Below are 22561 nucleotides of genomic sequence, written 5' to 3'. Positions count from 1 at the left end.
CTCTATTTTTTCATTTTCGGGTCAAAGGAATCTCGTAGACCATCGCCTAGTAGGTTAAAACTTATCATGGTTAAACTGATAATAATTGAAGAAAACAAAAGCATATGTGGATATATTTTCAGCATCTTAAACCCATCATTTACAATCGTTCCTAATGAAGCGATTGGAGGTTGTAGCCCTAATCCAATAAAGCTCAGAAATGCTTCAGTAAAGATTGCCGTTGGAATAGTAAACATGGTCGTAATAATGATAGGACCCAATGAATTTGGAATAAGGTGACCCCAGATGAGCCGCTTATCTTTTGCACCCAATGTTCTAGAGGCAAGAATAAATTCTTGACCCTTTAATTTTAAAACCTGGCCTCTTACTATCCTGGCCATATTGACCCAACCTGTAATTACCATCGCTAATGTAATAGATAATATTCCTGGCTTTAACACTAAGATTAATAGAATTACTACTATCAAGTTAGGAACACCCATAAGTACTTCTATAATTCGTTGCATTATATTGTCAATTCTTCCACCGTAATAGGCCGAAATACTGCCGTATGCAACGCCAATTACTAAATCCAATGCCGCTGCTAAAAAAGCGATGTATAACGAGATTCTCGTTCCTTGCCAAATACGAGTCCATAAATCACGCCCCAAGTCATCCGTTCCAAACCAATAGTATTCAGAAACACCTTTTGCATCGTATTGATCTGTCCCTCGAATGTCGACTCCATTCATTCCTAAGAATGAAACATGTTCCAACACAGGAATTTTTGGTGGTAAGTTTGCTCTTGTTAAATCTTGATCGTCGAATCCGTGTGAATTCATCATTGGCCCGAATATTGCGAGAGTAATGATGGTAATAATAAGGATTAAGCCCATAATGGACCCATTATTTTTACGTAAACGAGTCCATGAATCTTTCCAAAAAGTTGATGATGGGCTACTGTCACTGTGCTCTACTTTAAATTCATTCCCAGCTTCTTCAAATAAGTCTTCGGACAGTTCAAATTCATTTACCTTCACGCTGCCCACCTCCTGCAAGCCGGATTCTCGGATCTATAACGCTATAAAGTAAATCCACAATTAGGATAACTAATATAAATAAAAAACTATAAAAGAGCGTAACACCCATAATAACTGGATAATCATTCGTTAAAATAGATTTTACAAATTGGTCACCTAAGCCAGGAACACTAAATATTTTTTCTACAACTAATGTTCCAGTCATTAATCCGACAGTTAACGGGCCTAATATCGTGACAATAGGAATCATGGAATTTCGTAAACCATGCTTCCAGATAACTGCAAAATCACTAATACCTTTCGCACGGGCAGTCGTAATGAATTCATGCCCTAGTACTTCAAGCATTTCCGTTCGCATAAATCGAGCCATCGTTGCAACAACAAATGCAGATAAAGCAATTGTCGGTAGAATGGAATATTCGAATCCTTCCCAAAATGCAACTGGTAACCATTGAAGGCGAACTCCTATCCAGTATTGGAGCAAACCAGCTAGTACAAAGCTAGGTATTGACAGTCCTAAAACGGCTATCACCATAGCTCCGTAATCAATCAATGTGTTATGCCTCAGTGCTGCAACAATTCCTAAAAAGAGTCCAATAATTGTACCTACAATGAGTGATTGTGCACCCAGAATTGCTGACACGCCTATTCTTTCTCCAATAATGTTTGAGACAGATCTACCATCAAATTGAAATGATACTCCGAAATCACCTTTGACTATATTTCTCAAATACTTAAAGTATTGAACAGACATTGGCTCATTTAAGCCATATCTTTCATACATTATTTCTTTTTGTTCTGTCGTCATACGTTCATCATTGAATGGGGAGCCCGGTAACGTTTGCATTAAAAAAAATGTGAATGTTGCAATAAGTAGGAATGTAAATAGCATATACATGATTCTGCTTCCAATATATTTTTTCACGGAAGTCACTACCTTTTTCATGATTTATCTTGTCATTAAAGTAATCTGCTATATCTCGCATTATTAATTCTCATATGGGAGATATAGCAGGAAGATTTTGTTAAACATTAATTACTTTTCGATTGATACCCACTGATAAGAAGATGTCGAATTGGAATGTGCTGTGAGGCCTTTCACATAAGGCTTGATGAGACGCGCTGAACCCGCTTGGTACATTGGTGATATTGCCGCTTCCTGTCCAATCAAAATATCCTCAGCTTCCTGCAAATCCTTGATACGTTGTTCATTATCCGAGAAATCAACCATTGCTTTCTTTACAAACAAATCAAATTGTTCGTTCTTGAAACTTTGCCAATTATAAGGTCCATCTGATAAAAACACGGATAAAAACTCAACGGGATCTGCAACATCATTTCTCCAACCGGAGTGGGACAAATCATAGTCCTGTGCATCTTCCAACGCTAATTTTTGTTTATTCGGTTGTTGGTTAATAGTAATCTTTAATCCAGGGAGATTTTTTTCCAATTGATTTTTCATAAACTCCGCTACTGATTTTCGTTGACCGTCATCGTAACTAAGTAGTTCTAACGAAATTTCACTTACCCCAAGTTCTTTCAGACCTGTATTCCAAAGTTTTTGCGCTTCTTCAACTGTTCCTTTGTTCAATTCACCGAAGGTATCTCTAAAATCCTCACCATTTGGTGTATCAACAAAACCAGGGAATACTAGCCAATGAGCAGCTTTAGAACCGTTCTTTAGGATGGCATTTGCAACTTGTTCTTTATCCCAGCCCATATCTATTGCTTTACGGATATTAACATTTGCTAATTGTGGATTTTTTTGATTCATACGTAAAAAATATACTTCTGATTTGAGTGTAGTTGTATATTCCTTATGATCCTTATATACATCCACAAACTCTGAAGACAAGTTGACAACGTCAATTGTGTTAGTCTCATACAGGTTAACTTCAGTCGCAGTGTCTTTGGCCACTTTGAAATTGACTTCATCAAGTTTTACATTGTCTGCATCCCAGTATTTCTGGTTCTTTTTCAAAATCCATTTTTGATCATGATCCCAAGTTTCCAAGATGAATGGTCCATTAAAAATCAAATTCTCTGGCTCTAAGGCATATTGATCACCTTCTGCCTCTACAAATTCTTGATTTTGTGGATAGAAAACAGGATTTGTCAAGAGTTCTACGAAATAAGGCACTGTATTGTCCAATTCCACTTCTAAAGTAGAAGCATCAACTGCCTTAACTCCTAGTTCATCCACTTTTCCATAAAGGGCATTTTCAGGATCTTGGATAGCAGAGGCATTTTTCATAGGACCCATTAAATAGGCATGTGCTGAAATAGTATCCGGATGTAGATTTCTTTTCCACGCATAAACAAAGTCATCTGCTGTCACTGGTTTATCGTTACTCCATACTGAATTTTTTTTCAAGTGGAACGTGTATTTTTTCCCATCCTCACTAATGTCATAAGTATCCACAACACCTTCGATAATATTGTCATTAGCATCCATTCTGAATAGACCCTCAAAAATATTCTGAATTATTGTTTGTGAAAGTCCATCCATTTGACCGTTTGTTTTAAGTGTCGGAATTTCTCCAGCAACTGATAGATGAAGGACACTCGGATTTACTGTTTCTTCACTCGTATTTGCTGTTTCTTCACTCGAATTCTCACCTTTTTTCACTTCTGTTGTTTCTTTCTTTTCACCGCCATAGCATCCAGCTAATATAACTAAAATAGTTAACATGAATGTTAAAAGTAGTTTCAAATTTCTTTTCATTGATTCCGCCTCCTAAACTATTAGTATGGTTTACAAAAGACAAAGAATATTAATGTTAAAATTCAGCACAAACGTTAATATAGTGTATATTTTTTACCGAATGTAAAATTATTTATACAGTTGATAAAAGAGTGTATTTTTTTTATTAATTGTATAGATATTTATACAGTTATTACTTTTAAACTAGAAATGATTTTGTCGTGAGAATGGAGTGCCAAAACACACTACATTTATAAGGTGTTATAAATCGAAAAACACCTTTACACACAAGCAGAGCAGATTTAAATTTCCGATACCCCTCTCATCCTTGTTACTTCTAAATCAACTTTCTACGAAATTTTCTTAAAAGAACTTACTATGTCTTCTTATCTTCCCCTTTCTTGTTTAGTAATTTATAATGCAATATCCATGCCAATTTAACAGAAAACTCAAAATTATCCGATTCATTGAATTGTTGTTATTATATTATTGGGCACGATTCTTGCAAGTGTATAAGTATTACATCTCTAGGAGGCCACCATTTTGAACAAACTATTTGAACAAAGACGAACGCTTTTGAAAAATTATCTCATTGAACAGGAGATATTTTCGGTGATGATTACCGATCCTGCAAACGTCTTTTACTACACTGGTTTTAAATCGGACCCACATGAAAGATTCATGTCTTTAATAATGAACACACTTAGCAATAATACTTATCTATTCGTCCCTGCTTTAGATAAAGAAGCGGCTACACAAGCATCCGATATTAAAAGCATTGTTACTATTTCGGATGAACAACTTCCTTTCGAAGTAGTAAAAAATACAATCGGAAATATTTCGAAATCAATTGGCATTGAGGCAAAAGCACTTAGTTACTACCGGTTCAAGAGTTTTAATGATCATTTCCCACTTGTACAAGTCGTGGACGTACAACCATTTATTAATAAACAACGAAAGAAAAAGTCAACCGAGGAAATTGGCCACTTAAGAAAGGCAATTGAGATTATAGAAAAAGTGTTGGAGGAAGGCATTAAGAAAGTAAAAGTAGGCATGACAGAAGCGGAATTAACTGGGGAACTAGAATTTCTCATGCGAAAATTCGGAGCAGATGGACCATCCTTTTCAACAATTGTCCTATCAGGAGAAAAGGCTGCATTACCACACGGTTCCCCAGGCGGGCGCAAAATTCAGAATGGCGACTATCTATTAATTGATTTCGGGGTTATCAAAGATGGTTATTGTTCTGATATTACAAGAACATTCATCATCGGCGAAGCATCTGAAAAACAAAAAGAAATTTACGATATCGTTCTCAAGTCAAATGAAGCGGGAATCAATGCAGTTCAAGCGGGGGTACCAGTAAATGCATTCGACATCGCAGCAAGAAACGTCATTATTGACCATGGTTACGGGCAATACTTCAATAACCGTGTTGGCCATGGCTTAGGAATAGAGATCCATGAAGAACCTTCAATTCATGAGAAAAATATGGAGATTGCTGAAACAGGTTTAGTATTCACCATTGAGCCTGGAATTTATATTCCTGAAGATGGAGGTGTGCGCATTGAAGATATCGTGTACATCAATGAAGAAGGTAAAGTAGAAGTATTGACTTCCTTTCCAAAACAATTGCAAATCTTATAGGTTACTAATCGATAAATGCCTTTGAATGTAATGAGAAACAGGATTGGATACCTGTTTCCTTTACAATCAAAGGCATAATTTATTTCTAGAAAAACCTTTTTTATTTTTAATAGGAATATACCAAACCTGGATGACTTATCTGTGCACAAACTAGTCGATACGATGAGCTACAACTACATGGTAAACAATGAATATTTAAATGCCCTTTTTATATTTGCTCTCCAAAAAATTTATTTTCAGTTCTTTAAATAAAAAAGTGTAAAGATCCGTGTCTTCCTCAATTTGTTTAGATAAAGGCTTTCCTAGTCCATGTCCTGCGTTCTTCTCAACCCTAAGAAGTATCGGGTTATCTCCACATTGGGCCTCCTGCAGAGTTGCACCAAACTTCTTTGCATGCATCGGAACTACCCTGTCATCAGTATCTGCAGTAGAAATAAGTGTCGGGGGGTATTCTACCCCTTCTTTTACATTGTGTAATGGTGAGTATTTATATAAAAACTTGAAGTCATTTTCGTTTTCCTCAGCATTTCCAAATTCTGTTGTCCAAAAGCGACCTACAGTAAAACGATGGAATCTTAGCATATCAGTTACAGGAACTAAGCAAAGTGCGGCACCAAATAAATCCGGACGCTGTGTTATGCAAACTCCTACGAGAAGACCTCCGTTACTTCTACCCATAATTGCAAGTTTTTCAGATTTGGTGTAATTTTCTCTGATTAACCATTCTGCTGCAGAGATAAAATCATCGTAACTATTTTGACGTTTCTCAAAAAGTGCTGCTTGATGCCATTCTTCACCATATTCTGCTCCACCACGTATGTTTGCGACAGCGTAGATGCCACCTTGCTCAATCCACATCTTTAGAGCAGGAGAGAAAGAAGGCGTTATACTGATGTTATAACCACCATATCCATAGAGTAAAACAGGATTTTCTTGGTTCAATTCTATTCCCTTTTTAAACGTAAGAAACATCGGAATTTTTGTTCCATCTTTTGAAGTATAAAATATTTGTTTTGTTTCATATCGTTCTGTTGAAAAATCATCTTTCATCACGAAAACATTGCTCAATGATTGGGTATCAAAATCATATTTTACAATTTGCATTGATTGTAGAAAAGATACGTAGCCAACTAGCATTTCAGAAGATGTACTTTTTCCTGTAACCTCACTTATAGTTATAAAATCAGGTAATGGAAAATCCGATATCAGACTGCCGTTTTTCCCATAAATTTTCAATTTATGGGAAGCATTATGCATGGTGCAGACTACAAATTTATCATTAACAATTTTAGTAAAGGAAATAGGATCCATTCCTTCTGGTAAAATCTCTTTCCAATTTTTACGTTCAGGTTTTGATAAGTCTATAGAGATGATTTTTCCTTTTGGAGCGTTCTCATTTGTTTCAAAATAAAAGATAGAATTATCATTTCCTAAATAAGTAAAATATGCATTAATTTTTTCTATTAAAGGTACGAATGAATTGCTTTCATCCAAACATTTATAATAAATTTCATTTATCGGTTCGGTTCCATTATTTACATTCAAGATAAGATATTTATTATCATCAGACCCTATAGGGTAAAATAAACGCTCCTTTCTATTTGACTCTTCATAGATTAATTTATCCTCTTCTTGCGAAGTATTCACTCTATGCCAATAAACTCGATTATAATAACTATCCTCTGTAGGTCCCATCGTAGAGGGATCAGGATACCGGTTATAAAAGAAACCAGTCGAATCTTCACTCCATGCAAAACTAGAAAATTTACACCATTTCAATACTTCAGGATAATCCGCCCCTGTTTCTAGGTTCTTAATTCTAACATCCTGCCAATCACTTCCGTTATAGGAAATGGCATAAGCTATCATAGTCCCATCTTGATTAAATGCAATTTCTGTAATAGCTGCTGTTCCTTCACTATTTAATTGATTAGGATTAAGTACAACTTCAAAATTTTCATCTACTAGAGACTTGCCACGACAGTATACTGGTTGGTTCTGAAGACCGTCATTCTTAAAAAAATAATAATAGTCACCCACTTTTTTAGGTGTTGAATATTTCACATAATCATTGAGTTCTATAATTCTATTTTTTATTCTTTTCCTTTGTAATTGACCATCTAATAATTCACGAGTTTTTTCATTTTGATACTCAGTCCAGTTTTTAGTATCGGGAAGGTCTTCATCCTCCAACCATCGATAAGGGTCTGCTACATCTACACCAAAAAAGTTTTCAACGATTGCGTCTTTTCTTATATTTAATGTCAATAGAATTCTCCTCACTTTATTGGTGACCAAAATTACAAGTTAGCCCCAATTCTTTTAAAATGCTTTAATTCGCTTTCACTACTGTAATTTTTTCTTTTCAGCTCCAATTTCTTCTTAAAAATGACTGTAAAAATATTTATACAATTCCCCTGAATTTAAGCACCCAAAATAATTAATTTAAAATTAACTAAACAGTCCTACAGAAAAAATTCATGACATTTTAAATGCCTCAAACTAATATCCCGATATAGGTCTTATTAGTAGAAAAAAACGCCTACCATTCTAAGCTAGGCGTCTTCTTCTACTGGAGTTATTGCTTAATATTCACGAAAACACTTTTCACTTCTGTATAGTTTGCTAATCCGTATTCTCCGCCCATCTCGCGACCAACTCCAGATTGTTTATAGCCACCGAATGGCATTGTTTCCCATTCAAGACCAAAGTCATTGACCCAAACGGTTCCAGCTTTAAGTTTGCTCGCGATGTAGTGGCCTTTTTTAATGTTTTCTGTCCAAACGCTTGCAGCTAGTCCATACTCACTCTCATTTGCACGTTTAATAACCTCTTCCACTGTGTCAAAAACAAAAAGAGAAAGGACAGGTCCAAAGATTTCTTCGCGTGCAATTGTCATATGGTCTTCGACATCAGCAAATACAGTTGGTTGGACGAAGAACCCTTTATCAAATGCCTTTTCACCACCTGCTACGAGGCGTGCACCTTCTGCTTTTCCTTTCTCGATGTAATCGAGTACTGTTTTTTGTTGTTTAGCAGAAACAAGAGGCCCCATATCAGTCGTCGGATCCATTCCTGCTCCAACTTTAAGTGATTTTGCTTTTTCAGTAAACGCCTCAACAAAACGAGTGTAAAGGTTTCGATGAACGAAAACGCGTGTACATGCACTACAGTTTTGGCCGTGGTTGTACATTGTTCCCGCGAATGTGCCTTCAATTGCTTCTTCGACGTTTGCATCTTCTAAGACGATTGAAGGAGATTTCCCACCAAGCTCTAACGTAATTCCTTTAACTTGCTCAGCAGCCATTTTCATGACTTCTTTACCGACAGCAGTTGAGCCGGTAAAAGCGACTTTGTCCACATCTTTGTGCTTAATAATCGCTTCTCCCGCAATACGGCCTGCACCTGGAACAACGTTAACTACACCATCCGGAAATCCGGCTTGTTTAAAAAGTTCTGCTGCATATAGGAGTGATAAAGGAGTTTCACTAGCTGGTTTAATAACTACTGTACAGCCTACAGCTAATGCAGCTCCTAGTTTCCAAGCAGCCATCGCAAGTGGGAAATTCCAAGGAATGACTTGACCGACAACCCCAACTGGCTCATGCACAATATAGTTCAAATAATCAGGTGATACTTGTACCGTTTGCCCAGTTATTTTCGTTGCCCATCCAGCGTAATAGCGGAAATGTTGTACTGTGCCATCTACGTCGTCAGCAAGTGCGACTTCGTATGGCTTTCCATTATCAAGCGTCTCTAGTTGTGCTAGTTCCTCACGGTTAGCTTCCAATAGGTCTGCGAACTTATAGATAAGATGGGAACGTGTCACTGCATCCATTTTTGTCCAGTCGCCTTCGTCAAATGCTTTACGGGCTGCTGCAACTGCTATTTCAATGTCTTCTGCTTGAGCTTCGCTAACCTTTGCAATGATTTCCTCTGTTGCTGGATCAATAACATTAAACGTTTTTCCGCTGATTGCCTCTACGTATTCACCGTTAATGTAAAGACCTTTTACACCTTCCAAAAAGCTTTTGACTTTTGGTTTCAAATCATAAGTTATCGTTTGCATAATCATTCTCCTGTCTTTTTAGTCTTTTAGTACACCTAGACCAGCCATTAGTTCCCTTAACTTCGCATCTTCTTCTTCACTCAATGGTAGACGCGGCAAACGACAAGGGCCTCCTGCGCAACCTTTCAACTCCATAGCCCTTTTCGCAATTTGAACGTATTTCCCAGAGCCTTCGAGATATTCGCAAAGCGGCAATAATTGATCATAAAGAGACCAAGCTTTATCCATTTCACCATTTTGTACATGATTGTACATTGCAGTTACAAGTCCAGGAACAATGTTACCGGAAACGGAAATCCAACCTGTTGCCCCAACAAGGAACGATTCAATGGCAAGGTCTTCAGAACCACAGAATACTTTAATGAAACCTTCCCCTTGTCTTGCGATATCTCGTACTTTACCAATTCCACCACTAGATTCTTTAATATGTGTAATATTTTCCACGTCACGACCAACTTGTAAAATTGTTTCTGTGCTAATATCAACACCTGATGTGAATGGGTTGTTATAAATCATAATCGGGAATTTTACAGATTCCGCAACTGCCTTAAAATGTGCATAAATTTCATTCTCTTTTGGATGTGCATAATACGAGTTAATTAAAAGAGCAGCATCTGCTCCAGCTTTTTCTGCTTGTTGTGTATATTCAATTGCATCTGCAGTCGTTTCAGCAGCTGTTCCAACTATCAGTGGAATACGGCCTTTTATTTGCTTAACCGCAACTTCAACTGCTTTAAAACGCTCTTCTTTCGTCAAGCTGACAAACTCTCCTGTACTACCATTAATCGCAATTCCTGCTACACCTTCTTCAATAAAATGTTCAATATTATTACAGAAACCATTCCAATCAATTTCCTCTTGATTTAACATTGGTGTAACAAGTACAGGAAAAACGCCTTCTAACATTACCATCTGTAATACCTCCAATTATATTAATGATTTTACTAATATCTTTTCTTTTACTAGCACTGAATTATTTTTCACTTCTATTTCCTCGGGCTTTGTATAAAAAAGTTAAACAGTAAATCTTTACCAGATTTCCTTTACTTTAAATCACTTTACTTACGAACATTCGAATACTAGAGGTCATTCCTCAAGCCAAGATAAATCCTTCTTTTAATGGATCTTCGGTATCAAAAATGAATTCATGTGACCCAGTGACAAAGGGTACTGCTTTAATAGAAAAAATAGATTCATTCTCATATTGCAACTTTGTTGTTAGTGAACTGCCAAAAATACTTTCATTTTCAATTTCATACTTTGATTCAGTTAAATTAATTGAAGTATGAATTGCACATGTACTATCAATTCCAGGTGAACGCAGTATATAACCATCTTTTTCAAAAGTAACAGAACGAACTTTACCCGAAAATTCTTCCACAAGAATAACTCCATTAAAATCGATATTTTCTTGAATTAGTTCTGATGTCTTAGCAATACCCCAATTACTGATAGCTGCCAATTGGTCTAACTCAATTCCCGATATGGTATTAGGCAGTGGATATATCAGATATTTTCTTGAAGCGTCCAATGAAACTTCTATCGAATCTTGACTGGATGCGATTACAGAACAGGAAATGCCTTCTAAATAAACGGATATCACTTCTTGGTTTTCAACATTAGCGTGTACTGTATAAATCCCATTCATCGTTTCTACATTATAGGAATCATTCGCAGTTCTTTTGAGATTTCCAGTTTCAATTAGAGCGGTTGTAGCTGCAAATAATGCCTCATACTTAAAATCGTTAGTACATTCATGGTTGAAAAATAATAATTGAAAGTCCGCTGCTTTTGATGGAGCTATGATGCAACCATTCATGCCTCGATGGCCTCGAGGTTCGTTTAATAGAAGTTTTTTTTCATTCTCAAAGTTATCTGCCAAATCTTTTTGATTGGACTGAACATCATTCCCTATAAGAGCTATCGAAGATTGGATAACTATCCGAAATGCTTCTCCCCCTACATGTGTATCAATAGAACAGAACAACTTTTCAATGTTCACTTAAACACCTTCTTTCGCAAATGAATGGTCCATTGGGGGAATGAGAAGAAACCCTTCACTTAAAGGATCCTTTTTATTGTAAAAGAAGCGATGCATCCCCATAATCCAAGCGGACCCAGTTACTTCCGGAATGACTGCATCTAGATCTTTCACCTTCGTTTCCTCGAGAACACGTGCCTTAAACAGTGTGCCTACTATACTTTCGTAGACAAATAGTTCATTAATATCGAGTTCCTTTTTCTTATAAAGTGTTGCTAACTTGGCAGAGGTCCCTGTTCCACATGGTGAACGGTCAATTCCGCCAGGTGGTACGATTACGGTATTTTTCAAGTCTGCTTCAGGGTGACTAGGATCCGTGAAAAATTCGATATGTGTCAAACCATTGATAAACGGAAACTCTGGATGCACAATTTCCTCCACAGCATTAATAGCATTACGGATGTCAATTCCTTTGTTAATAATATTTGTCGCATTTTTCTCAACAAGTGCAATACCAAGTTTTCGAGCATCGATAATTCCATAGAAATTTCCACCATAAGCGATATCGCATTCCACATTACCAATGCCTTCCACTTCAATTTCAATGGATTTCAACAAAAAGGAAGGTACGTTGACAAATGTCACTTCTTTGGCTTTTCCGTCGACTACTTTTATATCCACATTAATAAGTCCTGCCGGGGTGTCCACTTTAATATTGGTGATAGGTTCAAATACTTCGATTAATCCAGCCTCCACTAGTGCAGTGCAAAAACCTATCGTATCGTGACCACACATTGGTAAATAACCACCCGTTTCAATATAAATAACACCTACATCTGCATCAGGATGACAAGGATCTGTCATCAAAGCACCAGACATGACGCCGTGACCACGGGGCTCGTTCATTAAAAACTTTCTAATCCAATCATAATGTTTCTCCATGTACAACATTTTTTCAGACATGGTGTTTCCTTTTAATGGAGGTAATCCGCTGATAAGTGTCCGCGTTGGATTTCCTCCGGTATGTGTATCAATCGTTGTAAACACTCGTTGGTATTTCATTAGATTTTCACCCTCTCTTTAAATCGGGAAAGCTGAAGTGGTTCAATTGGAATGCACGTTTCTCTTTCACTCAGCATTTCTTCAATCAACTTTCCTGTTACCGCAGCCAAGCTAATACCATCTCCTTCGTGACCTGCTGCGATATAGTAACCCGGTATGTGATCGACTTGAGAAATGATTGGCAAGTGGTCTTCCGTCCAAGGTCTTAATCCGGCATAAGTGCGGATAACTGTCATATCCGCTATTTTCGGATAAAAACGGATTGCTCGTTTGGCTATATACTGGATGACTTCATGATTGACTCTCGTATTAAAGCCATCAAATTGACGACTGCTTCCAATAAGAAAGTTTTGGGCTTCTGTCGGTTCAAATACGAGTGCAACCCCATATTTTTCTGTCATCGGATCAACTAATCTTTCTCCTCCGAATTTGGAAATCAGATAACCAAATTCCATCACCTTTCGAAGACCTACAGGCTGCTGTCTCGAAGCGACGATCAATTGACCTTTTCTTGGAACAATTGGAATATCCAATCCCACCATTTCACCAATTTTCGGTGCCCATACACCACCCGCATTGACTACTTTATTTGCAGAAAATGTTCCATTATCCGTTTCAATGGTAAATTTACCGGAAGCATCTCTTGTCATATTCCTCACTTCTGTATTAGTGTGAATTCTAGCCCCTTGTTTTTCAGCACTGTAAAACATTGAGTACGTTAGCATATATGGATTGACTGTCGAATCTGTTTTACACTCTAACCCCCCATATAAATCGTCCGCAAAGTACTTGGACTCATTACGAAGATCTTCACGGTCTAACATTTTAAAATCTAAACCAGCCGCTTGCTGTCGTTTGACCCATTGATTCGCTGCTTCCATTTCAGCATCGCTCTCACAAACTAAAATACTACCAGGGTTGCGGTATTCAAATGAGATATCCAAATCTCTGTCTAATTCATGGACAAGCTGTTGACTTTTTAATGACATTTGACTATCAAAGCCAGGATCTTTATCAATCGCTAGAATATTCCCATCACATCTAGATGAAGTCCCGCTAGCCAATTCGTTCTTTTCTAACACTGTTATTTCTAATCCTGCTTTCGATCCATAATAGGCAATTGCAGCACCGATAATGCCGCCTCCAATCACAACAATATCTCGATGTTGAATACTCCCCACAAAAATCCCCCTCTCATTTACATCTTCATATTTACTTATTGCAAGTTCCATGCCAAGAAAAAAACTTTCTTTACACACATTTCTATTGAAAATTCTGATTATTTATGTCAATATTTTTATACACATCAAAAAAATTTGACAGTAGGAGGCTAAAGAAATGAACTTTGCATATCGTCTACTTGAAAAAGTAATGGATAAAGAATTTATTGTCATAGATTCTCTAATCGATTTGATTACATTAACGAAGATAGTTAAACAAAGCTCTCCTAAAAAAGTTTTTATCAATATCCAGAACACGGTTCAACATATTTACTTTTCAGAATCAACAGGAGATCTGGTTTATAAACCATGTCTAGTCTTACCTGTTACTAGTCATTTAGAAAAAATAGTATCCAAGCTCACGTTGGATAACTATATATTACTGGCGAACGACGAAAATACTTTTGTCGGGTATGTAAATACTGAGGTCATCTCTAAAAACCTTTTAAACCAATACGAACAAATACAAGCCTATTTAAACACTATTCTAGAAACAATTGATGAGTCTTGTACTGTCATTGATCGAGATGCAAATGTAGTGTTTTGGACAAAGGGGGCAGAAAAAATATTCTCCGTGAAAGAACAGGAAATTATCGGCAAGCCTATTACGGATTTTTTCAGTACCGAACAATTAGAGATCTTAAATTCACTAAAAACAGGCTCATCCGTTTATCACAACCAACATCATGCACGAAATGATCTTGTGGTAATGATTAATTCAAATCCGGTTTATTGTAATGATGAAATTATAGGAGCTGTCGTTTCAGAAACGGATATCACAAGCCAAATTCTCTTGAATAATGAACTGTACCTGACATCTGAAAGATTATTTACTTTAGAAGAAGAAGTTCGAAAGACTTCACCAACAGCAAATCCTTTCAATAATATTAAAGGAAGTAGCCAAGCTTTAAAACAGACCTTGACGATAGTTGAAAAAGCAGCCAAGACTAATGCAAGTGTCCTTATTTATGGAGAGAGTGGTGTGGGTAAAGAGTTATTTGCAAAAGCCATTCATAACTTACGAGAAGAAGCTAAAGCTCCATTCGTAGCGATCAATTGTGGAGCTATACCGAGCGGTTTATTTGAAAGTGAAATATTCGGTTATGAAAAAGGAGCCTTTACTGGAGCAGATCAAAGAGGAAAGAAAGGAAAAGTCGAGTTGGCTCGAGGAGGTACTCTATTCCTTGATGAAATTGGTGAGATGCCATTAGATATGCAAGTTAAAATTTTACGCCTTCTTCAAGAAAAACGATTTTACGCAGTCGGTGGAACAAAGGAAATAGAAGCAGATTTCAGAGTAGTAGCAGCAACAAACCGCGATCTAAAGGAACTAGTTAAAGACGGGAAATTCAGAGAAGATCTATATTACCGCTTAAATGTCGTTAATTTTAAAGTACCACCACTTCGAGATCGAATTGAAGACATTATTGAATTGACTCACTACTTCCTATTTGAAATTTCAGTTAAATACAACCGCCCTATCCATGGTATTTCTCAGACGGTCATGCAGACACTACTACAGTATTCTTGGCCAGGAAATATTCGAGAATTGAAAAATGTAGTGGAACGATTGGTCGTATTTTCTGAAAACGGGAATATTAGAACAGAAGATCTTCCAATCGAAATGGAAGGAATCTCGAATTCTTCAAAACCAGTATCAAGTTCTATTCCTATTCAGCTAACGGTTGATGAGAATCTTTCTTTAGACAATCAATTACAACAGTATGAGAAGACCATCCTTTTACGAGAATTAAATAAAGTAAATGGAAACAAGCTTTTATGTGCCAAAAATTTAGAAATCACTCGCGCGACTCTTTACAATCGAATGAATAAATTGGGGATTAAATTATAAAGTCATAAATGTTGGCACCCTTCTTGCATATTAATAATATGTACAAGTCATTAGTTTGAGTATGGGGTGAGATAAATGACGGAAAAAGAAATGATTATTTGCAGATGTGAAGAGGTAACGTACGGACAATTAGTAGAAACAGCAAAAAAATTTAGTTGTTCGTCAAGAGAATTGAAGCTGCGGACACGTGCCGGTATGGGTTATTGTGGCGGTAGAACATGCCGCCTTGCAGTGGATAGCATTGCCATATCGTCGACTAACAGGGATGTTTCAAAAATTACATTAAAATATCAGCCACCAATTCGTCCAATCAGTTTCGCCAAGTTGGGAGATGTGAACAAATGACAAAAAGAATTATTCATCATCCTGTACTTGATAGAATAGAAGAAACAGATACTGTTTCCTTCACTTTTGATAATCATAAGTATCAAGCATTGCGTAACGAATCTATCGCGGCAGCTTTGTTGGTAAACGGGGTTCGGACACTTAGACATCATGAAGAAAGTGGAACGCCTCGTGGGATATACTGCAATATTGGACATTGTTTTGAGTGCCGTGTCACTATTGACGGAAAACAAGGGATGAGGGCTTGTCTAACACCAGTCCAAGAAGGTATGGCTGTCACAAGCGGCGGAAAGCTTTTGACATCAGTACGCGACTGGAGGTCACAAAATGAATAAAGTCATCATTATCGGTGCAGGCCCTGCAGGCTTATCTGCAGCAATTACAATTGCAGAAAGTGGATATAGTGTCCTAGTCATCGATGAGTATATGAAGGCGGGTGGAAGGTTATTAGGGCAACTTTACGAAGAACCAAATGGTAATTGGTGGAATGGGATAAAAGAGTCTCAAAAACTTTTGGATAAAGCAGTAGATTTAGGTGTACAAATTAAATTACATACACCTGTATCCAATATTGAAAGCATCAATGGCTTATGGAGAATCTATACAGAAGACGAAGTTTACCTCACATCCCACTTGTTGATTGCTACGGGTGCTGCGGAAACACCGTTGCCTATTCCAGGGTGGACACTGCCAGGTGTGATGTCTGTCGGAGCAGCTCAAGTGATGACCAATGTCCATCGGGTAAAACCAGGAGATCGGGGTGTCATAATAGGGGTCAATGTCCTCTCCTCCGCAATCGCAATGGAATTGAAACTGGCTGATATTGACGTTGCATGCATTACATTACCGAAAATGAATAGTGTGACGGAAAAACACGGTAATCCATTAGATGTAATGAATTCGCTGTTACACGTATCCCATATGGCACCATCTACATTCGTAAAATTAGGAAGTAAACTTATGAAAAATGATTTCATGAAAAAAATGGGTATTACTTTTTATCCAAAAAACGGGGTCAAAATGTGGGATATACCAATTATGCTTCGTAAAGCTGTCATTGAGATCTATGGAGACGGAGCGGTTGAAGGTGTGAAAATCGCTACAATCAGTACTGCTGGAGAAATTATCCCTGGAACCGAAGAAAACATTAAAGCGGACTTTATTTGTATCGCTGGTGGATTGTACCCACTTACGGAGTTAGCAGCTGTGGCGGGATGTCCGTTCTATCATATCGAGGAATTGGGCGGGTATGTTCCCCTTCATAACGAGCGGATGGAAACTACCTTGCCAGGCCTGTATGTTGCAGGTAATATTACGGGAATTGAAGGTGCGAAAGTCGCAATTAGCCAAGGTATCACCGCTGGACTTGCAATCATCAATAGCAAGGATGGCGGTCAACAGGAAGACAAGATCAAAGAAGCAGTTAACTTCACTGAACAGACACGAAACAAAGCGCATATTCAATTCCATCCTGAAGTTAAAGTAGGTAAACAGAAGTTACAGAAATATTGGAATGAATATTTAATTTCAGTGAAAAATAAAGTGTACAATTAGTCGTTGTTTGAAACAGAAAAAAAGTGATTTCCAAAACGATTCTATCGTTAGGAAATCACTTTTTTTCTGTTATTTGATGTAATTTTTATGGTGAATGAAAACTTATACATCCTACTTATAATTCCACTTGCACTCCTGCTTTATTTGCAATAGCCTTATCGTATTAATATTTTGCGACAACAATATCAGCTATTGCAAGACCCACAGATTTAAAATCGGTAATTTCTTCATCGTTTTCTCTTCCTGATCGCTCCATCCTGACCACTTTTCCAAGCTCGGCGTGTATGCCTGCTTCCGAGAACAAACCTTCTTATATCGGCACATGTAAATAACTAGTTTCTTCCAGTAATTACTATTCCAATTCCTGCTCCAATTGCCACTTGATTAAAAAGATTCTGCTTTACACACCACTTTATCACCTTACATCACCCCTTCTAGCTTTAATCTCCGAAGTCTTTAAATCTCTTCCAATAAAAAACCTCTTGGTAATGTGTCTCGTGGATCTACTAAAAATTGGTGAAATCCTGTTAAGAAAGCTTCTCCTGTAACTTTTGGAATGATTGCTTCATACCCCGCTACTTTGCTAATCTCCAAAATCTCTCCGACGAATTGGCCGTCTGTTATGCTTTCGTGGACAAAGCTTCCCTTTTCCTCCAATTCGCCATGTGCATAAAGTGACGCTAGTCTTGCACATGTACCTGTACCACAAGGCGAGCGGTCGATTTGCTCATCTGCAAAGATCGTAACATTGCGCAAATCTGCATTTTCCCCTACTGGATCATCTGAAAAAATTACACCATAGATTCCACGAAGACCACTTTCAAGCGGATGAACCACCTCTAATTTGTCTTCAATATATCGCTTAATTTTTGTTCCCCATTTCTGTATGGCAGGTAAATCTTTCGTATTTACTTTCAAATCCAATTCTGTACTTTTAACAACTGCATAGAACGCGCCTCCAAATGAAACATCTACAGTAAACTCGTATCCATCAATACTTACCTGCATGTCTTTTTCTAATACAAACGACGGCACGTTTTCAAAAGAAACCGCTTCCACAACAGAGCCGTTACACCTTGCATAAGCTACGATTTCCCCAGCAGGACTATCAATTATAAATTTCTGATTTTCTTCTGTTCCGAGGAACCGTCCTGTTTCGATCCCCATTGTAATCACACCAACAATTCCATGCCCACACATTGTACTCCATCCTTCATTGTGCATAAATAGCACTCCGAAATCTGCATGAGGACTTGCTGGAGGCGTTATGATACATCCGTACATTCCATGATGTCCCCTCGGTTCAAGCATCAGTACTTCTCTGATATAATCAAGATTTTCCATGCAATAAGCACGTCGCTCTAACTGCGTATCTCCTTTAATTTCTGGTAACCCGTCAGTAATAATTCGTAATGGTTCACCTGCAACATGGACATCAACTGTTGTGTATACTTTTTTAATAATCATTCAAATCTCTCCATTCTAATTTTTGATTTTAAATTTAATACAATGTCTAAACCAAATAAAAGAAGTTAAATCTAATTATTTGATATCAAATACACAATAATTTAAGTAAAATTTCGACATTTTTGAAGTGTCACTTAAATATTAAACTAATGATAGAATTTTTTTAATGTTCTGTCAACATTGTTTTTTTATATAAAGTGAGAGACTAATATGGATTATGTAAATTGAGATGATTATGGATTCTTATTAAGTAGGCAATTGAATGTAAGTAAAAATTTGAATATATTTTTTAATAAATCAATTTCATAACCCGTACTATCTTGTCCCCATAAAAAAGACACCTCCACGTTGATAATTAGGGTACTACCCGTTTTTCAACGCAAGGTGTTTTTATTTGTCAACTGTATTTAGGTCATTTCAACTAGTGTCTCAGTAAAAATAGATAGCGTCTTTAGTTTATCGCTTCTATTTGTAATGAAACATGATGAATCCCTATTTTAATTTCTGCTCCTTTCACTCTATTTGGAGATATCACTAGGTTTCGCATTAACAAGTTTTGTTGCAACATATGTTTATACTTTTCAATTACTTTTTGTAGTTCTTCATCCGTATTTACTGTTATGTCTACTCTCATATCAACTGGTAGATTTAATTGTTTTCTATAGGATTGTATTGCACGAATTAACTCACGAGCCATTCCTTCTTGGATTAGGTCTTCGGTTAACGATATATCTAACGTAACTGTATATTCTCCTGCTGTTGCGGAAGCATATCCTTCCTTCGCTACTTTTTCCATTATTACATCTTCAACCATCACTTTAACTTTCCCATCTATAGATCCCTCTATAAACCCCACCTCCATAAATTGTTTTACTTGATCCGCGTCCAAAGATTGAAGCCATGTATTCACAGCATTCGACTGCTTTCCAAACTTAGCACCTGATTTTTTGAAATCGAGTTTTATCTTTGTCGATATCAATTTTTCTTCATTATGCATTTTTTCGAATTGTTTTATATTTAACTCATCTTTGATGATATCTTCGTATAGATTCCAGTTTAATCCTTGATTCGCACTCATTAATGACAAACTAGCTAGTGGTTGTTTTATTTTCAATGAGGTCGTATTTCTTATACTCCTCCCTAACTCTACTACTTGCAGAACAGCATCCATTTCTTTTTCCAGTTTTTCATTCCTTAAGAGGTCATCAGCTAATGGGAAATCTGATAAATGTACGCTTTCACCAGTTAAATTCCTATACACATCTTCTGCAATAAAAGGCGTTAGTGGTGCTAACAATTGGCTAGTTTTAGTTAACACTTCATAGAGCGTCTTGTATGCAGCCGCCTTTTCTGGATTCATCTCACTTGACCAAAATCGCTCCCTGGATCGTCTTACATACCAATTACTGACTTCCTCTAATAACTTCGCAATTTCTCTTGCTGCATTTGTAAAATGATAATCATCTAAGTTTGTTCGAACTGTTTTAATCGTGCTATGCAAACGAGATAATATCCAATCATCCAACTTATTTTTCTTCACTTCAATATCGTCTTTAGGGTTGTAGTTATCTAAATGAGCATAGAGCGAATAAAAACTATGCACATTGTCTAAAGTATCCACTAATTTCGACTTTGCTTCTTGTACAATACGTTCGGAAAAGCGTTTCGTATTCCATGGTGCACTGTCGACTAATAAAGCCCATCTTAATGCATCTGCACCATACTTTTGAATTAACTCTACTGGATCCAGAGCATTCCCTTTACTTTTAGACATTTTTTGTCCATTTTCATCTAAAATATGACCTGTAGACAATACACGTTTATAAGGAGCTTTACCTGTAAATAAAGTGGATACTGCGAGTAGGCTATAAAACCATCCTCGTGTTTGGTCAATCCCTTCAATAACTACATCCGCTGGGAATTGTTTTACAAATAGCTCTTTATGCTCAAATGGATAGTGATATTGGGCAAAGGGCATAGAACCGCTGTCAAACCAAACATCGATGACTTCAGGAGTTCTTGTCATTGTCCCACTACAACCTGAACATTGGAGCTTCACTTCATCTACATATGGTTTATGCAATTCGATCTCCTCTATAGGGTGTATCGAATACTGTTTTAATTCTGCTATACTTTTCGGTGCAATTTGGTGATTACAAATTTCGCATTCCCAAACATTGAGCGGTGTTCCCCAATAACGTTTACGACTGATATTCCAATCTACCATTTGTTCTAAAAAGTTTCCGAATCTGCCGTGTTTTATATGCTCTGGATACCAAGTTACTCCTTCATTATTTTGGATAAATTGTTCTTTCAAAGCAGTTGTTTGGATAAACCAGCTTTCATTTGCATAATACAAAAGAGGTGAATCACAACGCCAGCAATGAGGGTAGCTATGTTCGTACTTTTCTTTATGAAAAAGTAATCCTTTTTCAGCAAGATTACGAACAATATCTACATCACAGTCTTTGACAAATCTTCCTTCAAAGCCTAAAACCTCGGAAGTATACATTCCTTTTTCATCTACCACATGGACGAACGATAATCCATTTTCCTTTACCACCTTATAGTCATCTTCTCCGTAAGCTGGTGCAATGTGGACTATCCCTGTTCCACTTTCTGCTGATACATAATCAGCCGTCACGACCTTATGACCGATTTCCACATCTACAAAATCAAATAATGGAGTATATGGTATGTCTCTCAATTCTTCACCTTGATGTACAGAAAGTATTTCATAACCTTCCTTTAATACCGAGCTTGCTAATGCTTCCGCTACTATGAAAATGTCTTGCCCTTGTTTTGCACGAACATATTTCATCGATGGATGAACAGCTAGTGCGACATTTGCTGGTAAGGTCCAAGGTGTTGTCGTCCACCCAAGAAAATATTCATTGTCTCGATCTGTACGTTTGAATTTAGCTGTCGCAGATAAATCCTTCACTGTTTTATAACCTTGTGACACCTCATGTGAACTGAGCGACGTTTGACAACTAGGGCAATACGGAGAAACCCTGTGTCCTTTTTGTAACAACCCTTTTTCATGAATAGTACCAAGTATATTCCATTCACTTTCAATATAAGCATTACTTAACGTGACATAGGGATCCTCCATGTCCACCCAATAACCAAGCTGTTCCGTAAACGCTCGCCACTGCTTTTCATAGACAAAAACACTTTCTTTACATTTGTTAATGAATGCTTCCACACCGTATTTTTCAATATCACTTTTACCGGAAATCCCTAATTGCTTTTCTACTCCTAATTCCACTGGTAAACCGTGTGTATCCCATCCTGCCTTACGTATTACTTGATGTCCCGTCATTGTTTTATACCTAGCAACAACGTCTTTAATCGTACGTCCTAATGCGTGCCCAACATGCGGCAATCCATTTGCAGTGGGTGGACCTTCATAAAATACGAAAGATGGACTATCGTCTCTATAGTCTATAGATTTTTTAAAGATTTCTTCTTTCAACCATTGTGTTCGGATCCGTTCTTCTCTTCGTAAAACAGATTCTTTTTCGTTCGTTTTAACCATCTGATATCACTCCTATTATTATTAATAAAACATACAAAAAACCCGTCCCTGGAAAGGGACGGGTTTAACCGTGATACCACCCTAATTCTATTGTAAGCTT

At 37.1% G+C, this 22561-nt stretch carries 16 protein-coding genes, 1 pseudogene and 1 other annotated feature (1 of these 18 running past the window's edge); of the genes and pseudogenes, 5 read left to right on the top strand and 12 right to left on the bottom strand.

The genetic code is table 11. From position 1 onward, the window contains the following. Window positions 1-2: 2 nt before the first annotated feature. From opp3C to MHH81_RS09375, 3 genes are all read right to left on the bottom strand, one after another. Window positions 3-1019, bottom strand: coding sequence for an oligopeptide ABC transporter permease (gene opp3C, locus MHH81_RS09385; RefSeq protein ID WP_340920426.1), 1017 nt, complete (start codon window positions 1017-1019; stop codon window positions 3-5). After that, the gene (opp3b, locus tag MHH81_RS09380) at window positions 1006-1944 is read right to left on the bottom strand and encodes an oligopeptide ABC transporter permease (RefSeq protein ID WP_340920425.1); all 939 of its coding nucleotides are present in this window, start codon (window positions 1942-1944) and stop codon (window positions 1006-1008) included. The genes opp3C and opp3b overlap by 14 nt, the downstream gene beginning before the upstream one ends. 111 nt (window positions 1945-2055) lie before the next feature. After that, window positions 2056-3744, bottom strand: a complete 1689-nt coding sequence (locus tag MHH81_RS09375) for a peptide ABC transporter substrate-binding protein (RefSeq protein WP_340920423.1) — start codon at window positions 3742-3744, stop codon at window positions 2056-2058. Window positions 3745-4266: 522 nt separating this feature from the next. On the opposite strand from MHH81_RS09375, the gene MHH81_RS09370 reads away from it, so the two are divergent. Continuing rightward, the gene (locus MHH81_RS09370; RefSeq protein ID WP_445678085.1) at window positions 4267-5370 is read left to right on the top strand and encodes a M24 family metallopeptidase; all 1104 of its coding nucleotides are present in this window, start codon (window positions 4267-4269) and stop codon (window positions 5368-5370) included. 195 nt (window positions 5371-5565) lie between these two features. Here MHH81_RS09370 and MHH81_RS09365 read toward each other — a convergent pair whose 3' ends face one another. The 6 genes from MHH81_RS09365 to MHH81_RS09340 all read right to left on the bottom strand — a co-directional run bounded on the left by MHH81_RS09365 (window position 5566) and on the right by MHH81_RS09340 (window position 13654). Continuing rightward, complete coding sequence (locus MHH81_RS09365; RefSeq protein ID WP_340920422.1) at window positions 5566-7638, bottom strand: prolyl oligopeptidase family serine peptidase; 2073 nt, start codon at window positions 7636-7638, stop codon at window positions 5566-5568. A 310-nt stretch (window positions 7639-7948) separates the two neighbouring features. Further along, on the bottom strand, window positions 7949-9439 hold the full coding sequence (locus tag MHH81_RS09360) for an aldehyde dehydrogenase family protein (RefSeq protein ID WP_340920421.1): 1491 nt from the start codon (window positions 9437-9439) through the stop codon (window positions 7949-7951). Window positions 9440-9457: 18 nt separating this feature from the next. Then, the gene (gene dapA, locus MHH81_RS09355) at window positions 9458-10351 is read right to left on the bottom strand and encodes a 4-hydroxy-tetrahydrodipicolinate synthase (protein ID WP_340920419.1); all 894 of its coding nucleotides are present in this window, start codon (window positions 10349-10351) and stop codon (window positions 9458-9460) included. Between the two features lie 181 nt (window positions 10352-10532). Then, complete coding sequence (locus MHH81_RS09350; protein ID WP_340920417.1) at window positions 10533-11441, bottom strand: proline racemase family protein; 909 nt, start codon at window positions 11439-11441, stop codon at window positions 10533-10535. Next, the gene (locus tag MHH81_RS09345; RefSeq protein ID WP_340920416.1) at window positions 11442-12482 is read right to left on the bottom strand and encodes a proline racemase family protein; all 1041 of its coding nucleotides are present in this window, start codon (window positions 12480-12482) and stop codon (window positions 11442-11444) included. It lies immediately after the preceding gene. Further along, the gene (locus MHH81_RS09340; RefSeq protein ID WP_340925205.1) at window positions 12482-13654 is read right to left on the bottom strand and encodes an NAD(P)/FAD-dependent oxidoreductase; all 1173 of its coding nucleotides are present in this window, start codon (window positions 13652-13654) and stop codon (window positions 12482-12484) included. The genes MHH81_RS09345 and MHH81_RS09340 overlap by 1 nt, the downstream gene beginning before the upstream one ends. Window positions 13655-13820: 166 nt before the next feature. Here MHH81_RS09340 and MHH81_RS09335 point away from each other — a divergent pair, with 166 nt between their 5' ends. The 4 genes from MHH81_RS09335 (at window position 13821) to MHH81_RS09320 (ending at window position 17453) form a co-directional block, all read left to right on the top strand. After that, the gene (locus MHH81_RS09335; protein WP_340920413.1) at window positions 13821-15554 is read left to right on the top strand and encodes a sigma-54 interaction domain-containing protein; all 1734 of its coding nucleotides are present in this window, start codon (window positions 13821-13823) and stop codon (window positions 15552-15554) included. A gap of 75 nt (window positions 15555-15629) precedes the next feature. Further along, window positions 15630-15899 carry a (2Fe-2S)-binding protein gene (locus MHH81_RS09330; protein WP_340920411.1) on the top strand — a complete coding sequence of 90 codons (270 nt, stop codon included), beginning with the start codon at window positions 15630-15632 and terminating at the stop codon, window positions 15897-15899. After that, window positions 15896-16234 (top strand): (2Fe-2S)-binding protein, encoded by a 339-nt coding sequence (locus tag MHH81_RS09325; protein ID WP_340920408.1) that lies wholly within the window; start codon window positions 15896-15898, stop codon window positions 16232-16234. The genes MHH81_RS09330 and MHH81_RS09325 overlap by 4 nt, the downstream gene beginning before the upstream one ends. Further along, window positions 16227-17453, top strand: coding sequence for an NAD(P)/FAD-dependent oxidoreductase (locus MHH81_RS09320; RefSeq protein WP_340920406.1), 1227 nt, complete (start codon window positions 16227-16229; stop codon window positions 17451-17453). The genes MHH81_RS09325 and MHH81_RS09320 overlap by 8 nt, the downstream gene beginning before the upstream one ends. Window positions 17454-17616: 163 nt before the next feature. Here the strand turns inward: MHH81_RS09320 and MHH81_RS09315 are convergent. The 3 genes and pseudogenes from MHH81_RS09315 to ileS form a co-directional block, all read right to left on the bottom strand. Beyond that, window positions 17617-17799, bottom strand: a pseudogene (locus tag MHH81_RS09315) (ornithine cyclodeaminase family protein); the annotation flags it as partial. 110 nt (window positions 17800-17909) lie between these two features. Beyond that, window positions 17910-18920 (bottom strand): proline racemase family protein, encoded by a 1011-nt coding sequence (locus MHH81_RS09310; RefSeq protein WP_340920404.1) that lies wholly within the window; start codon window positions 18918-18920, stop codon window positions 17910-17912. 451 nt (window positions 18921-19371) lie between these two features. Beyond that, window positions 19372-22461 carry an isoleucine--tRNA ligase gene (gene ileS / locus MHH81_RS09305; protein WP_340920401.1) on the bottom strand — a complete coding sequence of 1030 codons (3090 nt, stop codon included), beginning with the start codon at window positions 22459-22461 and terminating at the stop codon, window positions 19372-19374. 51 nt (window positions 22462-22512) lie between these two features. After that, window positions 22513-22561: a binding site (T-box leader), on the bottom strand (it continues 195 nt past the right edge of the window).

Origin of the sequence: Psychrobacillus sp. FSL H8-0484 (assembly GCF_038005325.1) — a bacterium.
In the GTDB taxonomy this organism is placed as follows: domain Bacteria; phylum Bacillota; class Bacilli; order Bacillales_A; family Planococcaceae; genus Psychrobacillus.
The sequence above is the reverse complement of the archived record's forward strand: the minus strand, read 5'-3'. Positions and strand labels throughout refer to the sequence as shown.